General features: G+C 36.9%; 12 protein-coding genes, 2 tRNA genes and 1 riboswitch. Of the genes, 3 read left to right on the top strand and 11 right to left on the bottom strand.

Annotated features, from left to right (window positions below; translation table 11 throughout):
* Positions 1–6: 6 nt before the first annotated feature.
* Together U8526_RS07960 and U8526_RS07965 are read right to left on the bottom strand one after the other, a co-directional pair.
* Positions 7–615 (bottom strand): NADPH-dependent FMN reductase, encoded by a 609-nt coding sequence (locus U8526_RS07960; RefSeq protein WP_334341420.1) that lies wholly within the window; start codon positions 613–615, stop codon positions 7–9.
* A 99-nt stretch (positions 616–714) separates the two neighbouring features.
* Positions 715–1,644 carry an FAD:protein FMN transferase gene (locus U8526_RS07965; RefSeq protein WP_334341421.1) on the bottom strand — a complete coding sequence of 310 codons (930 nt, stop codon included), beginning with the start codon at positions 1,642–1,644 and terminating at the stop codon, positions 715–717.
* Between the two features lie 99 nt (positions 1,645–1,743).
* Here U8526_RS07965 and U8526_RS07970 point away from each other — a divergent pair, with 99 nt between their 5' ends.
* Positions 1,744–3,582 (top strand): FAD-binding protein, encoded by a 1,839-nt coding sequence (locus U8526_RS07970; protein WP_334341422.1) that lies wholly within the window; start codon positions 1,744–1,746, stop codon positions 3,580–3,582.
* A 245-nt stretch (positions 3,583–3,827) separates the two neighbouring features.
* Complete coding sequence (locus U8526_RS07975) at positions 3,828–4,226, top strand: DUF1828 domain-containing protein (RefSeq protein ID WP_334341423.1); 399 nt, start codon at positions 3,828–3,830, stop codon at positions 4,224–4,226.
* Positions 4,227–4,643: 417 nt separating this feature from the next.
* On the opposite strand, the gene U8526_RS07980 is transcribed toward U8526_RS07975, so the two are convergent.
* The 4 genes from U8526_RS07980 to U8526_RS07995 form a co-directional block, all read right to left on the bottom strand.
* Positions 4,644–4,716: transfer RNA gene (locus U8526_RS07980), tRNA-Thr, on the bottom strand.
* 93 nt (positions 4,717–4,809) lie between these two features.
* A tRNA-Asn gene (locus U8526_RS07985) sits at positions 4,810–4,882 on the bottom strand.
* A 64-nt stretch (positions 4,883–4,946) separates the two neighbouring features.
* Positions 4,947–6,236, bottom strand: a complete 1,290-nt coding sequence (serS, locus tag U8526_RS07990; RefSeq protein ID WP_334341424.1) for a serine--tRNA ligase — start codon at positions 6,234–6,236, stop codon at positions 4,947–4,949.
* A gap of 631 nt (positions 6,237–6,867) precedes the next feature.
* Positions 6,868–8,316, bottom strand: a complete 1,449-nt coding sequence (locus U8526_RS07995) for an amino acid permease (protein ID WP_334341425.1) — start codon at positions 8,314–8,316, stop codon at positions 6,868–6,870.
* Between the two features lie 86 nt (positions 8,317–8,402).
* A riboswitch (Lysine riboswitch) is annotated at positions 8,403–8,607 on the bottom strand.
* A gap of 100 nt (positions 8,608–8,707) precedes the next feature.
* Here U8526_RS07995 and U8526_RS08000 point away from each other — a divergent pair.
* Complete coding sequence (locus tag U8526_RS08000) at positions 8,708–10,222, top strand: helix-turn-helix domain-containing protein (protein ID WP_334341426.1); 1,515 nt, start codon at positions 8,708–8,710, stop codon at positions 10,220–10,222.
* A 205-nt stretch (positions 10,223–10,427) separates the two neighbouring features.
* On the opposite strand, the gene U8526_RS08005 is transcribed toward U8526_RS08000, so the two are convergent.
* The 5 genes from U8526_RS08005 to U8526_RS08025 form a co-directional block, all read right to left on the bottom strand.
* Positions 10,428–12,584 (bottom strand): hypothetical protein, encoded by a 2,157-nt coding sequence (locus U8526_RS08005; RefSeq protein ID WP_334341427.1) that lies wholly within the window; start codon positions 12,582–12,584, stop codon positions 10,428–10,430.
* Positions 12,585–13,020: 436 nt separating this feature from the next.
* Positions 13,021–14,133 carry a DUF916 domain-containing protein gene (locus tag U8526_RS08010; protein WP_334341428.1) on the bottom strand — a complete coding sequence of 371 codons (1,113 nt, stop codon included), beginning with the start codon at positions 14,131–14,133 and terminating at the stop codon, positions 13,021–13,023.
* A gap of 4 nt (positions 14,134–14,137) precedes the next feature.
* Positions 14,138–15,130, bottom strand: a complete 993-nt coding sequence (locus U8526_RS08015; RefSeq protein ID WP_334341429.1) for a WxL protein peptidoglycan domain-containing protein — start codon at positions 15,128–15,130, stop codon at positions 14,138–14,140.
* 96 nt (positions 15,131–15,226) lie between these two features.
* A complete protein-coding gene (locus U8526_RS08020; protein WP_334341430.1) occupies positions 15,227–16,318 on the bottom strand; it encodes a DUF3324 domain-containing protein in 1,092 nt (363 codons plus the stop codon).
* A gap of 117 nt (positions 16,319–16,435) precedes the next feature.
* Positions 16,436–17,251 (bottom strand): WxL domain-containing protein, encoded by an 816-nt coding sequence (locus U8526_RS08025; protein ID WP_334341431.1) that lies wholly within the window; start codon positions 17,249–17,251, stop codon positions 16,436–16,438.
* Position 17,252 lies beyond the last annotated feature (1 nt).

Below are 17,252 nucleotides of genomic sequence, written 5' to 3' on the forward strand. Positions count from 1 at the left end.
TCACTCCTAGTCCTTATCCCAAGAAAATTCTTTAGCTTTTTGTTTGTTGATCTCATGAGCATTGTTTAATTGTTTGGAAATATTAACAAAGTCCAAAAAGTCTTGGAACAATCCATCTAATTGTTTAATGATTTTCTCATCTTTCAAGTCACCATTGTCATCGAAAGCTTGTAATGAGTGACCTAATAGAAATTCTGAGCTAGGCATAATTCTAGCCTTTAATTCTGGTGAATCCAAAATTTGACGTAGTTGTGCTTGAGCACGTGATGATCCCAAAGAACCATATGAAGCCCCTGTTATCATAACTGGCTTATCAACAAAAGGATGAATTCCATATGATAACCAAGCCAAAGCACTCGATAAGACTGCCGGAATAGAGTGGTCATATTCAGGAGTGGCGATAATTACACCATCGGAAGCCTCAATCTTAGTAGCCATATCTAAGGCTTCTTGAGGAACATACTTATCTTCACTCTTCTTAAAAATAGGTAGATTCTTGATCTCGACTAATTCGATCTCAGCAGCCGATTGGAAGCGTTTCTTCATATACTTCAATAATTCACGGTTAGTTGACTTATTGGAATTAGATCCCACTATCGCAATAAATTTATTCATAATATCAATCACCTTATTTATAATTATCTTACACGTTCATTGTAAATTCATTCACAATATAAAGCAACACAATTTTGGAATTGTTATGATATATAATTGTTATATTTTAAAAAACTTGTCACGTAGTCCACTAGTAGTCTTATATTCTAAATCTTTCGTAATAAAAATAGCTTCAATTCCGGGTTGGCTTTCAATCAAAGCCAATCCTTTTTCAATGCCTTGATAAAATCCTATCGTCGACCAAACCTCACCATCAATCGACTTATCACTGACAATTGTCACGCTGGCAAGATTATTTTTGATTGGGTAACCAGTCTTTGAATCGAACATATGATGATACTCGTGACCATCAATAACTAACTTACGCTCATAAATTCCAGAAGTTCCAATCGACTTTGCCGTAGTGCGCAAAACACCAAGTGAAACATCCCGCTTCTCGACTGGATTCTGTACACCAATATTCCACATTCTATCTTCATGCAAACTTGGACCGACTAAGAGCACATTACCACCGAGATCAATAATCCCTGTCTCAACATCCATGCCTGACCAGAGTTCTTTGATTTTATCAGCGATATAACCTTTAGCGATTCCACCGAGATCGATCTCCATGCCCTTTTCTTCTAGGAAAACCGTCTCTTTGGTATCATCCAGCTGAATTCTTTCAGGATCGATAATTCGTAAACGTTCCTGAATATCTGCGTCACTAGGCTTGTTAGCACCTTTGAAACCAATTTTCCACAATTTAACCAATGGACCGATTGCCACATTGAAGCCTAAATGCTGACGACTGACTAGTACCGCACGTTTGATCAGAGCATAAGTATCAGACGGCACTGTTACTGGTTTAATTCCAGCCATATGATTGATCGACATGACTTCGGATTTATCTCGATTAACAGTCAACTTATCTTCAAAATTCTTGATCAATTCGTAAGCTGCTTCCAATTCTTCTTCCCCTGCTGGAGTCGCAACGGTCAGATTGATCACTGTTCCTAAGGCATAATATTTTTTATTAACTAAACTCATTTTCATCCTCGTTTTCAGTTCCAGATTTATAAAATGTTCACAATGTCCTATTTTAGAGTTATATTAACCTTAACACCTTACGGAAATGGAGTGAATAATATGTTTGAGGATTCAAAATTAAATTGGAATGCTAATTATGATGTAATCGTATTGGGCTTCGGTGGTGCCGGTGCTACGGCTGCCAGATTTGCCGCTGATAACGGTGCCAAAGTCCTAATTACTGATTCAGCTCCCGAGGGTCATGAGGGTGGCAATACTCGCTACGCTGGACAAGTTATTTCCTCAGGTGATGATTTAGACGATTTGAGAAAATATTATCAAGATTTAGCCTATCCCTTATCTTACGATCAAGATCTTATGGAGACTTTTATTCAAGGATTGTACAAGATCCCTGATTATTTGGAAAAGTATCTTGGTGTAAAGCCTTTTATAATGGGCAAACATCCTGAATCACCAGTTTCTAAAGCCTTGTACTTCATGGCTCACGAATATCCCGAATTCAGGGGTCAAGCTACACACGAGTTAGTTGCTGTCCACGAAGGAGTTGCCGACTCAGCATTATGGAAGAATTTGCGTCAACAAGTCCTCGACCGTGCTGACAAAATTGACGTACTCTATCAAACACCAGCTAAACACTTGATTCAAAACCCTGAGACAAGAGCTATCATCGGCGTTCAAATCGAACGTAACGGTAAACTATTGAATGTCAAAGCCAATAACGGTGTCGTTATGGCAACTGGTGGTTTTGAAAATAATCCTGAAATGATTGAAAACTACTTGGGCGAAACTAGTCTTAATCCTATCGGTTCCCTCTACAACAAGGGTATCGGTGTCAAAATGGCTAGCGAAGTCGGTGCAAAACTTTACAACATGAACAATTATGAATCATACGGTATTTTCCATGGGCTAACACCTAAACCTGCCAAGGGCCAACGTTCTCAATTTTTGCCATTCGATTGGCCTGCTTTCCATCAAGGCAGTTTAATTGTTGTCGGTGATGATGGCACTCGTTACTTTGACGAAAACGAAATTCACAGACACGGACACATCCAAGATCACGGTAACTGGAGAATTCCTCTCGCTCAACGTCATCCTTATGTTGTTTTCGATCAGAAGAAGTACGATGAGTTATCTAATGACAAGAACGCCCCTTATCCAGAATTTTTGAAGGCTGTCATTAAAGCTGATGATCTTGAAAGTCTAGCTACAACTTTGAATGTTGACTCCGATAAACTGGAAAAGACTATCAAAGATTTCAACTACTTTGCCGAACAAAAACGTGACTATGCTTTCAACCGTGATCCTGAAACTTTGACTGCCTTCGATGATGGTCCTTACTATGCTCTAGCCATGGTTCAAGGACTATTGAATACTCAAGGTGGTCCAGTTCACAATTCTCACGCAGAAGTAGTCGACAACGATGACCAAGTAATCCCTCACCTTTATGCAGCTGGTGAACTAGGAAGCTTGATGGGTCGTCAATATAACGGTGGTAGTAATTTAGCTGAAAACTTAATTTTCGGTAAAATTGCTGGTGAAAATGCTGCAAGTGTTAAACCCGAAGCCGCTGCTAAAGAAGTCGATGCACAAACTTCAGCTAGTGTTCACGAAGAAGGACTTGGATCTGACGTTGTTGAAGAACACTACGAAACAAAAGATAATCAATATATCGGCAAATCCACTGCCGGCATGGGTAATGAAATTGTCGTTCGTGTCACAGTTGATGACGATGACAATATCCAAGATGTTGAAATTTTGAAACAAAGTGAATCCGACGACTATGGTCTAAAAGCTGTCAAAGAATTACCTAAAGAAATCGTCGCTAAGAATTCAGTAGATGTTGATACAGTGTCTGGTGCTTCCGCTTCAAGCAAGGCTATTAAAGAAGCTGTTCAAAATGCTTTAAATCAAATTGATAACAAAAAAGTCAACAATTAGTATTTAATTGTCGACTTCGTTTTTAAAGGTTAATCCCGCGGGATTAGCTTTTTTTTGTTAATTTTTTATCAAAAAAATGGAGAAACACGTCGTGTTTCCCCTGGGAGGTATTTCTCAATTCATTATCTAATACATACATTATATAATTAATGCGAACAAAATTACAGTACTTATATCAAATTGTAATATATTTTTGATATTCTCTGGTTTGATTTGTAAAATAATTTATTAGAGGAGAGTAAATTATGAACGCAAAAGAAATGCAGAAAACATCGCTTGAATGGCTTCGTAACAATGAAAAATATACCGATATGGCATCCAATACTGTAAAAATTGAAACTTCTCTTTTGGATAATTCTCTAGATACCATAATTATTTATGCTGAAACAAATGATTCAAAAATAACTCTCACAGACGATGGATGGACTTTGGACAATTTAGAATCACATGGATTCGATTTTTCTAAGGACAGTTATCTTTTCAACTCTCTACATGCCATTCTAAAAGTTTTTAAAATTACTTTGATTGATGATGAATTGTCCATTAGCTGTAATAAACATGATTTTCCAACTACTAAACAAAATTTCTTACAGGGAATAATTGCTATAAATAATTTAGGGCTGTTAACTAATCTTCAAAATTAAATGACTGCATTGGACCATACAAAAAAGATACTGCAGACACAAAACCTAACGGTTATTTCAAACCAACCAACACAAGACTAGATTTTCTTGAAGAACTTTAGCAATTGGTATTATATCAATATTAGTTTTTCTTTTTTATTGTGTACAATTTGTGCACATAATTGTAAAAATCTCAATTTCTGAGCAAATACACGACAAAGACATTGTCGCCTTGCTGGACAAGGATTAGAGCGATTATTTTGCACAGCAAATTTAAAAATCAAAAAAATCGTCAGCCGTGCAAACTTTTGTGCAAAGTCTTTTGACTTTCTATGTTCTCAGATTTCTACAAATAATAAAAGAGCCCTTAAATGCTGATTTAACAACATTCAAAGGCTCTTTTATTTTTAGCTGATGTTCTCTATGACGTTCTTATTATGCCGTGTGCAGGAGTCGAACCTGTGACCGCCGGTTTACGATACCGATGCTCTACCAACTGAGCTAACACGGCAAGAAAAAGAAATCCTATAAAAAAATACATCTAATTCAAATGAACTAGATGTATTTCTATTGAAGACACCTAGGATTTCCTAAGTATTTATAACTCCGGATGTCAGACTCGAACTGACGACACCCTGATTAACAGTCAGATGCTCTACCAACTGAGCTAATCCGGAATAATTCAATAGCTCTTTAACAGAACTATTAAATTTTATCAATCTATACGGATTGAGTCAATACTTATTTAGCATTTTCTTTAGTAATTTTTGTAACTCCACCCATGTATGGTACCAATACGTCAGGAATTGTAACTGATCCATCTTCATTTTGGTAATTTTCAAGGATAGCAGCTACTGTACGTCCGGCAGCAAGTCCTGAACCATTCAATGTGTGGGCCAATTGTGTCTTGCCATTTTCGTCACGGTAACGGATATGTGCACGACGAGCTTGGAAATCAAGACAGTTTGAACAACTTGAAACTTCACGATACTTGTCTTGAGCAGGCATCCAAACTTCAAGATCATATGTCTTAGCTGAACTAAAGCTGGCATCCCCACTTGAAAGTACGATAACGTGATATGGAAGTCCTAATTTTTGCAAAATGTTTTCAGCGTTAGCTGTCAATTTTTCTAGTTCGTTGTATGATTCCTCTGGTTTTGTAACCTTAACCATTTCAACTTTGTTAAATTGGTGCATACGGATCAAACCACGAGTATCACGACCGGCACTACCTGCTTCTGAACGGAAACATGGTGTTAGAGCTGTAACATACTTAGGCAAGTCTTTTTCGTCCAAAATCTTGTCAGCAAAGTAGTTTGTCAAAGGAACTTCAGCTGTTGGAATCAAAGTCAATGGGTTTTCATCAACCATAACAGTATAAACATCTTCAGTAAACTTAGGGAATTGACTAGTACCAAACATGGCATTGTTGTTTACCAAGTATGGAGGGATAACTTCTGTATAGCCTTCTTTTTGGTGTTGATCCAACATAAAGTTGTAAACAGCACGTTCAAGTCTAGCACCCATACCAATGTAATAAACAAAACGTGAACCAGATACTTTTGTAGCTTGTTCAAAGTCTAAGATACCTAGTTCTTCACCGATATCCCAGTGGTGACGAGGTTTGAAGCCTTCCTTAGGAATAGCACCAACTTTACGAACTTCAACGTTAGTACTTTCATCAGGTCCAACAGGAACTGAATCATCAGGAATATTAGGTAGTCGAACTAAGATGTAGTTCATCTTGCCTTCTGTTTCTTCAAGTTCTGTATCCAAATTCTTAATATCAGAACCAACTTGTTTCATTGCAGCAATTTCTTCACTAGCATCTTCTTTATTACGTTTCTTGTTAGCGATACCTTGTGAAACAGTATTTCTCTTTTCCTTAAGTGTTTCACTCTTAACTAATAGTTCACGACGTTTGCTGTCATAACCTAATAGTTCATCGATTTCCTCACTTGTTACGCCTCTTGATGCTAACTTGTTCTTGATCCATTCTGGATCTTTTCTGATCAATTTGATATCTAACATTGGGGTTCTCTCTCCTTTTTCTTTTTTCGCTTTTGAGTGCTTTTCTCTGCTGGTTTTTGGGGTAACGTGTCTTTTTTTATAGAACTTTGGGGTTTCTCTGTTTAATAACCATTGTTCTATGTTTTATAGTGGAAACGAGTTCCACAAGCCAGATTCCTGTGCTTTGCCTGACTTCACAAATCGCCTGCTGCGCAGTCAATTCGCAAAGTCCTGCAAATGCTCAGAATCTAAGCGGCTTGTTCCACTCTCTATTCCGAAACGAGCTTCGCAAGGGAACCCATTCCGGTTTGCTACAGACCTGAAATCATCCGCAAGTTCAGCGGCTAATTCCAGGTCTTAGGCAAATCCTCGTGGGTTAAGCGCCCTTGCTCCGCTCTCTACAAAAAAAGGCCGATTCATCCCAATAAAGGGACGAATCGACCATTCGCGGTACCACCCAGCTTCAGTGTACACAAATACACTGCACTTTCAGACTTTATCGGATCAACCCGAACGGCATTACCCGTTGCCAGAATGCTGGAATAAAAGCCTTAGCGATTTCCACCAACCATCGCTTCTCTGAAAGGTTTATGAGTAGGCACTCTCTTAGCGTTATATTCATTCCTAATGATAATTTAAACTTACCTAATTATCAATAGCGATTCTGTTTTTGTTCTTGTTTTACATCAATATCTTCTAGTTTTAAGAATTTTGTCTTATATCTGAGTTTATAATATAGCCAGCAGACAAATAAAATAATTAATCCACTGTAACTAATCAATAATCTTCCAATATTGAAGTCGACCATTGATCGTACGTCTTGTCCTAGGATAATGATAATCCCTAAAACAATGGCTAAAATTGGCCCAAATGGGAACCACTTTGCTTTGTAACGAAGATCGTCTAAATCGTATCCTTTGTACAAATAAGCTTTTCTAAAACGATAATGTGAAAAAGCTATTCCTAGCCAAGCTATGAATCCTGTTAGTCCTGAAGCAGCAACTAATAGTTCGTAGAATGAATCTCCGTACAAACTTGTAAATAGTGCGATTGCCCCTACTAAGGCTGTTAACAACAATGAAAATACTGGTACGCCACGGCTATTGGTTCTTTCAAAGGCTTTTGGTGCCATGCCTTGTTTACTCATTGACCAAAGCATACGACTGGCAGCATATAATCCCGAATTAGCGGCAGAAATAACTGATGTCAAAATTACGGCGTTCATTATTCCGGCAGCTAATGGAATTCCGACTTTTGTAAAGACGATAGTAAATGGACTGATAGCAATATCGCCAGCTCCTGAACCTAACAAGTTAGGACTTGTATAAGGAATCAAGGCTCCAATTACAGCGATTGAGAAAATGTAGAATAACAAAATTCTCCAAAATACTTGTTTGATGGCCTTTGGAATACTCTTTTCAGGTGTAGCTGATTCACCGGCAGTAATACCGATCAATTCAGTTCCCTGGAACGAGAACCCAGCCACAACGAAAACGCTCAGGATTGCTGGTATTCCGCCAACAAATGGTGCTTTCTTATATGTAAAATTAGTTAAACCGACAAAATTTTGATTGCCTAATACACCTAAAATACTTAGGACACCAACAATCAAAAAGATAATAACGGCGGTAACTTTAACTGATGATAACCAATATTCGGTTTCACCAAATGATCCAACTGAAATAAAGTTAATTACTAATAAGACAATCATGAACGTTAAACTTATTTTCCATGATGTCCAACTTGGGAACCAATACTTAACAACTAAAGAAATTGTTGATAAGTCTACCGCTAAGGTAATGGCCCAATTGAACCAGTAATTCCAACCTAATGCAAATCCGAAGGCTGGATCGATAAATTTGGTTGCGTAAGTTGCGAAGGAACCTGAGACTGGCATGTAAGTTGCCATCTCACCTAAACTTGTCATTAAAAAGTAAACCATGACACCAATAGCCACATAAGCTATCAGAGCTCCTCCAGGTCCTGCGGTCGAGATTGAAGAACCACTGGCAACGAATAACCCAGTTCCAATCGAACCTCCTAACGCAATCATTGATAGATGACGAGTCTTTAACGAACGACTCACATCATTATTTTCCATCTTTCATTCCCCTTTTATTTGGACATAAAAAAAAGTCCCTATTATCAGAGGAACTACTGACAATAAGGATTATAATAATTATCCCAATAATCAATAGCTCAACGTTTTCCAAAAAATAAAAATTATTCTATTTTTTAGACGTACGACAGTCTACTACCTCTTAAGTAATAGCCCAACCGACCTACCGAATAGGGATAAATCGATTTCGGCAACTTTTCCTTTAATGTTTTTTCAAGGTACCCTATCGTACTCAAAAACACGACTAATAAAAATTGCGCCTCTATCTGATTACAAAATATTATAAATAAATGTTAAGATAGTAGCAAGTAGTGTTTCTTATATTTATTAATCTTTTTCAATTAACAATTTAACATTGCCGGGGGAAACAAACATGTTGGAGCAAATTTTCTTAGTTAAGCAAGACGTAGAAAAATATCGAATGCTAACTGTTATTAAGTCGCTACCACCTCGTGAAGTAAACTTGAGTAATATTAGTAGTAGATTACAATTTACCTACCAAAAAACATACAACATTTTCCAAGCACTGCTAGAAGATTTTGCCGATGTCGCCCCTGATATCGATCCTAGTGACACTAAGATCGAATCAATCGACTTTAGTAAGATTTCCATTGATACTTACCGCCTATACTTAGTTAAGAACTCGGTAGTTTTCCAAGCCTTTAATTACGGCTTGACCAGTGCAAATCCATCCTTTGAGAGCTTCAGTAACGAACACTTTACTAGTAAGTCAACTCTCAATCGTCGAATGTCCAAATTCAGAGCTTTTCTCAAGAACTTCGGACTTAAAATTTCCAATTCAACCCTAGAGATTAAGGGTAATGAGAAAAATATCCGATGGATGGCTTATTATGTCTATTGGTACACTTATCATGCTCAAGAATGGCCTTTTAGCTTAATTCAGGAGAATTCGATCGATCAAATTATTGCTAAAGCTGGAATCACCTTTGACAATCCAATCGTGCATTTTCAGCTAAAATATTTCTTGGCAATCTCTAGAATTCGTTTAATCAAACGAAATTATATTGAAGATCTGCCATATTACAGTGATGTCTTCGATAATCAACAATTAGGCGAAGATATCGTAACTCATGATGACTATCCAATCGTGCCACTGGATGCCTTACACAATAAGAACAAGCTGATCAATCTCTTTAGAAAGACAGCCTTTCAACCTAGTGACACCGCCTTTGAACAACCAATCAATGCAGATGCTCGTATCAATCCGAAATTCTATGCGCTCGTTTATCACTTTATAGATTTCCTTAAAGAGCATTATCATGATGATATGACTGTTTATCATAATCAAAAGACCTTAAAGCACATTATGACCTATGTCACCCGTGATATAGTCTTCTATTACATCATGGCACCATATTCTTTGATGCATCTAGACACAATGTACGCTGAAGGCAATGAGCAATCGTATACCGACTTGTACAAAGACGTCTATACCTTCTTCTCGAACATTGATCAAAATGAATTTCCGGGCATTTATAACGCAGCTGAATTGATTTCAAAAGATTTGTATCAAATTTTGCCAAGTTATATTTCAACGATACGTGAAGAAGATTTCATCAGAGTAAAAGTCTTGATTGATCCAGGTAACCAAGCAGCCGAAGTCGTTTTAAGAACCGTCCGTAACCTCGAATTCGTCGAAGTAGTACCAAGTGACGTTTACGATAATGTTGACGTGCTGATTACCTCACTTGATGTCTTACCATTAGATATCGAAAGAAAGAAATATCCAGAAAACTTAAAAGTAATTTCTTGGGATATTTCTTCCACAAGACCAGATTATATCTGGTTGTTGATCCAGTTGAACCAAATCTACGTTAAAAAGCTTAAGAATAAAATTACTGTAAATAAAAAGAAGAAAGTTTTGTAGAGAGCAGAGAGCGTAACAGGCCTGGGAATTTCCGAGGATTAAGACTACTATCTCAGTCGGCAACGAAGTGCCGGCAGAGATAGTTGACTTAACCGGAAGAAATTGGCCTGTGCAGCTCGTTTCCACTATAAAACATAGAACCATGGTTATTTACAAAAAAAGATGAACCCTCAATAAAGAGAGCTCATCTTTTTTGTTATGCAATTTAAACCGAATTATTCAAAGTCCAATTAATCTTACCAGTATATTTCCCACCACTAATAAAATTTCCATTTGAATGCAACAAAATTCCAGTACTCTTTGACCAATCGTGCGTTATATCAATCGTACCATTCTCTGAATTCTCAATTTTTGAATTACTAATTAATGTTTGAGAGCTCAAATCAGCTACTTTCCCTTGATTGTCTTTATAAACTAATTCACCATCGAAAGTTTCATTATTACTGTTATGTAAAGGTGTGGCACTGGCCATTAATGACCAAGGAGTCCCCTGAACAATCACATTTACATGCCAATCATTTTTACGAGGTACATCCCCATAATAATATGATTGGATATCAGCAAATGAAAAAACTCTATTCCCTAAATCCAATTTCAAAGATTGTGGATTGACTTTAATCTTAAAAGTCTTCACTTCAGATTTATTATTGTAATGGTCATTAGCGTAAATTGTAATTTTATGTGTCCCTACACCTAAAATTTGTTGTGAGGACAAATCATTACCGGCATCTGCACTACCATAAAAGGGAATTGAAAAATCAATCCTTTTACTATTATCATCAGTTGTAATCGCCATCTGACTTAAATCCTTATCATCAACTGTTATGTTGAGAAAGGCCCCTTCACTTTCAAAGGCACTGCCATCAGCATAACTGAGTGAACCAGTTAAGTTGGTACTAGTAACTGCCGAAATCTCAGTCGGCGTCATATCAGCACTCAAATTCAACGTCTTAATTTTGGGATTACGAATAATAAAATCAGTTGCCATCGCATCACCAATATAAGTATCACTGACAAAATGAGCGTGGCTAGCAGGAACTTCGGTATTATCTGCCACAGTACTTGGCGTTGTACCAGTTAAAGTAATCGTAGCCTGATTGTTCGTCATATTCATTGCATTGCTGGTGGCACTAATCGTGTGATTCAAGACTCTAGTATTATTGGCTTTATCAATTTCCGTATCGGAAATAGCTTCAGTATTACCGTTAGCAAACTTAATCGAGGCCCCATGATTCAAGGTAACATTTTCTGGTAACCCTATCGTCGTTTTTACATTTTCAAAATTTTCTTGTCCGCCGTTATATTTCAAAGTATATTGCATTTTTAAAGCATCGCCAGCATTGATTTCTTTATAGTTAGATGTTAGTTCACGATTATTTTGAGTAGTATCAAAAATCTTAGCATCTTGTGAAACATCGGCTAGAGACGACAATTGTTCATAAATTACTTGAGTGGCACTAGGTGTTGTTTTTCCAGCACCGACAAAACCCCAAGTAAGTTTCTTATTAGTACCCAAATTGAATTTACTTAAATCAAGCTGAACCGTTTTGTCCTCTTCAATTGGATTCGTAACGGAATCCACTCCAGTATTCACATTTGGAGTCCCATCAATATTCTTATCATTGAATTTATAAGTAACATTTGCAGTCTTATCATCATTAGGATTATACAATATTGAAACATGATGCCAGCCACTGTCAAAACCGATCGTACGGTAAATCGGTGAACGATGAATCAATGTGTACGCTCTATTGTTCAATGGCACATAAGAAGTCGCATCAGCCGGATAATTGGAGGCAATATGTAGTTTACCGATACCCAATTGTGAGTTATCTAAACTCGAATCTTTGTCAAAAGCATTATCAATTGTCCCTGTCGTATTAGGATAATTATCAAATTCTAGTGCCCAACTGTTTTGAATAGCATTAGCCATATGCGGACTATTTTGATCAGCAGCCCAGACTCCTAATGTTTCCATCGGTGAAATCAAGTTGCCATTCAAAGTTGATAATGCATTTGTCCCTTTTGAATCATTTTGCATGACAAAGGCTAGACCTCCGCCCCCTTCAGTTGTAGCGGGAACGTTTAACCAAAAAGAAAAGTAATGATTCTTCGTGACATCCATTTTATTTTTTTCATTTGACCAGAGAACGCCGTTATTGCTTCTAGTGTTCCAAAAACTGATATGAGTTGAATTACTAGAAATACTGGTATAAACAATTGCACCATTACCTCCACCAGTGACTAATTTAGTGGGGCATGTAAAAATCCCATCTTTTTTTGGTCTTCCACCGATTGACTCTGAAGGATTATATCCCAAAATATCATCTGAGTTTAATCCCGATGGCGTACTACCAGCCAAAACTCTAGTCCCTCCAATAAATAAAAATGATGTCAAAATAAATAAAAGTAGGCAAATTATTTTTACTGACTTCCCTATTCTTCCAATAGTAAGTCCCTCCCTCTTGAGACTACTTATGTGAATGATTATATTCTCAATGATAAAATCTAGCTACCATAATAATCAAAAAGTTCAATTAATTAAATGATTATTTGACTAATTTTGTGAATAGTTTCTTAAATAAAAAAGGACCAGTGAAGCAATCATCCAAAATTGATGACTTCTTCACTGGTCCCTTTGTTTTTAAATAACCATGGTCCTATGTTTTATAGTGGAAACGAGTTCCGCAGGGGTAGCCCATTGTGGTTTGCTACAGAAGTGGAATCATCCGCAAGTTCGGCGGATAATTTCACTTCTTAGGCAAATCCTCGTGGGCTAACCACCCCTGCTCCACTCTCTACTTCTTATGTCTTTCGGTTCTAGTATTACCAGATCTAGTAGTCTTATTAGGATCATTCTTAGGTTTCTTACCTAACCTCAATCCACTACGACCCTTAGGTCCTTTACCATTCTTATTACGTTGTGAATAGTACAAGTACATCCAAACTGCAATAACAATTAGAACGATAATTCCAACAATAATACCAATCCACTGCTTATTATTGCTTTCCTGTTTTGGATTAACAGCTTTTTGTACACTATCAATTTCCTTCTGTTGGATCGAAATATTCTTATCGAATGATTTCGAGAATCCAGAATCATTCTTCAAAGTAATGTGTGCTTTATAGCTACCGGCACTTAACTTACTAATCGGAATGAAATAATTGAATTGTGAGTTAGGCGCAAACTGTAAATTGTCAGCACTATACTTAATAGTTTTACCATTATGTTTGATACGTGCTGTTAATTTGACCTTGTTGACGTTAATTGGAGCTGTATTATCCAACATATATGAAATACCCGTTGAACCGGCTACGGCTCTTGGAGCGGCTGATGTTAGATGCATATCAGGCATTACTCCATCATCTTTGGAACGCAATACAACACCTTTGACGTAACGTACTTGGTTCTTAATGTTGATGTTCTTTGACTTAGTGGGACTAACTGAGGCTGTAGTCGTGACACCACCAAGAATAATCCCAGCATATTCAGAATCTGGCGATTTAACTTTGAATGAAACAGTCTTATTCTCACCAGTGCCTAACTTTACAACTTGTTTCCTTGAACCATCAACTAATGATGTCAATGAAGGAAGTTTTGACTTGTACAATTTAGCGTTGTATTTGTCATAGCCAATCACACCAGAGTCCGCCGTATAGGCATTATTGACCTCAGCGGTTACCGTGATTGGTTTCGTACCAGTATTAGCAATCAACACCTTCAAAGTTTGTTCCTTCTTAGGAGTTATCTTCAAATCGAAATATGACTCATTTTTGTCAACTTGATTATCGGGTAAAATTGCTTGGATCGCATATGATTTATCTGGTGCTGCTTTCACTGTTGTCGCTGGCAGAAAGGCAACCAGACACATCAACAGTGTTGAAAGAAATAATATTATCCGTTTTCTCATATTTTTAACTCCTACCTGAATACCAAATAGCCCAGAAAATAAGGAAGATCAATGAAACTAAGACACAGACAATAAGGATGTAAGTTGTAGTTTTGTTGTAAACCAAACCTTTACAACGTTTATTGATATCATTAGCTTGATCTTGCGTAATTTTATATGTCTTGTGAAAAGTCCAAGTGGCTTTTCCACTTCTGGCCGCACCTTTAACAACGTAAGTTCCAGCTTGAATCGGCGTTTGATTCTGATCAAAATCAACCGGAATTGCGGAATTAGGTGCAACTTTATTATACGTCGTATCGGCAACCATTTCCTTAGGTCCTAAGTTAAAACGATCTAACCAACTTTTACGTTTTACAGTCATATGAACAATAACATTCTTCATCTGACCAGGTTCTTTATTCTGTAAATTAATAATAACGTGCGGCTTACGATCAATAACGTCCAAAGCTAAGTTGTGCAAACTGACAATGCCACCAACCGCTTTATTGTCGCCAGTTATCCATACTGGAACATTAGCGTTACCTTTGAGACCATCTTTAGAAGCATCGTAAACATTAAAACCACCCATAACTAAACCGTCAACCTTTTCAGATGGCAATTTAATTTTAAAAGTCACATCTTTGGTCTTATTAGGTGCTAAAACTAGAGTTTGGGACTTAGTCATATCAGCAAATGCATACTTAAGACCATATTGACCTGCACGAACTTTATCAGTATAGACAATTTTACCGTCCATCGAAGTCGTTGCATTTGTCGGTACAATTTTTAGATGTAGCTTATTGATACTGAAATTACCAATAGAAATTTTAACTGTACGAGTGGCATTCGGTTTTCCAACAATATCGAATCTGTCAGTGACATCAGCAGAGTCATCTTCAATTAGAGGCGTAACCGTAACATTATTAATATCTGCTTTCACAGTTGTACCATTTATCGTCACAAAGCCTATAAAGGCAAAGAATACCATTGATAGAAAATAGATTATTTTTTTATTCATTGTTCTGCCCCTGATAATTACTTCACCTCTAATAATACTAAAAAAGCCGTTCCAAGTCTTGGAACAGCTTAATATTTAATTATTTATCAAACAATATTAACGGCGACGTCTTGTTGGTTGACTACCATTTCCACCGTTGTTGTTCTTATTGTTGTTTCTCTTACCTAAGTAAATACCCAATCCTAGGATAATTGCCAATGCAAGAATACCTAATAGGATGTATAACCATAGATAGTTTGGCTTAATACCTGCTAATTTGTTGTACTTAGCAGCATCGTTGTTTGTAATTGTAAAGTCTTTGTTTAGAACCCAAGTCTTCAAACCACCTTGAGTTTTATAAGTTAATTTCAAATGATAATCACCGGCTTGGAGTGTCTTCTTTCCCCATGAAATACCTAGATTATAATTTGTTGTGGAAGCAAGATTCTGATCATCGTACAATTGTGTGATTTTAAAATTCTTATCACCCTTTTTAGTTACTATCGCCTTGGCTGATAAGGATCCAGAGTAAGAATTAGTTGCATTATGGATATTAGCTTGGACACCTTGCTTCTGTCCTTTAGAAGTAGTAGTCAAATCAGGCTTAACTGTTCTAATTGAATATTTAGGTTGAACTGTTTCAGATCCCTTTTGCTTAATTTGAACAGGAATAGAGTAACTAAATTTATTCTTAATTAAATTACCGTTACTTCCAACAGTCCCCTTAGCCTTTTCTTTATAAGGTGCAACAGTAACACCACCCATTATAGTACCATCATACTTTTTGCTAGGTATCGTTAACTTCAAAGTTATCATAGCAGATGTATTCCCTGGAACTTTAAATGTAGATTTATTTGGAGAGATAGCATCTTTTGTCTGAATCTTTAGAGATGGATCTGTTACCTTTGACTTATCATATGCCAAAGCACCATTATCATTGGTATATGCTGTTGAAGCATAGTAAATGAAATTACGAGTCGAACTTGCCTTGTTAATTACCTGCAATTTTATTTCCGTTGTCTGACCTGGAGTTCCAGTAACAAAATAATTTCCGTTATCAACATTAACGACATCATTACTAGTTCCGGCAGCTCTAATTGTATAATCTCCTGAAGTTGCGGCACTAACATTTGTTACACCCAGTAAACTTAACAAAAATGCAAAAATTACTGGCAAAATAAATGTAATCTTTGACTTAATTTTTAACATTTGAAACCTCCATATTTAAATCACCTATCTAATGATTATTAACCCATTCATATTATAAAATAAAAACCACTACTATTGTAGTAGTGGTCGTTATTTATTCACTTTATTCTGATTTAATTAAGCTTTATCAGTTGATGTTGCAAGAGTCTTCAATGTCCATGTGATTGTAGCATTGTATGATTTAACACCATTACCTGCTGCAGGATCTGAAGTATCATTCAAATTCAAAGTTGCATTACCAGCATCCTTATTGAATGAAGCATTGATAGGTCCATTGTTGTATGTATCTTTATCTAGTGAAATAACATTAGATGTGTCACCTGTTGTACCATCAGCCTTACCAACAAGGTGAGCTTCATTTGTAAGAGCAACACCATTTGTTGAAACGTTATCACCTTTATCATTCAATAGCTTTGCTTGACCCAAATTCAATGTATAAGCTTTACCTTTTGTAGCATCAGTTGAACCTTCTGCAAGGAACTTTGTAATAGCTGCATCAACTGTAAAACCAGGTGCACCGGCACGAGAATCAGTAACTGTTAATTTATCTTGACCTTCACTATCTGTTGCTAGATGTCCATTAGTATCATTGTTATCCAATGCTACTGTTGTACCTTCAGCAGCGTTAGCAAATCCAAAGTCAGGAACAGCATCTAATGTTAGAAGTCCTGATTGAACCTTAACGTTAGCATTTGATTCTGCACTTGCTTCACCATCGCCTTTACCTTCTGCTGAATCAAAGGCAATTGCTAATTTACTATCTTCTCCACCAAGTGGTCCAACGTTTGTACCTGCTTTATATGTAACAGTACCATCGTTAGCTGTAGCACCTGTTGCTGTAGCGGCTTGTGCTGTAACTGCTGGTGCGATTGCTCCTAAAACGATTCCTGCTGTTGCTAATGATCCTGCTAAAACACTCTTAGATAATTTCATG

Source organism: Companilactobacillus sp. HBUAS56275 (assembly GCF_036913655.1).
Lineage (GTDB): Bacteria > Bacillota > Bacilli > Lactobacillales > Lactobacillaceae > Companilactobacillus > Companilactobacillus pullicola.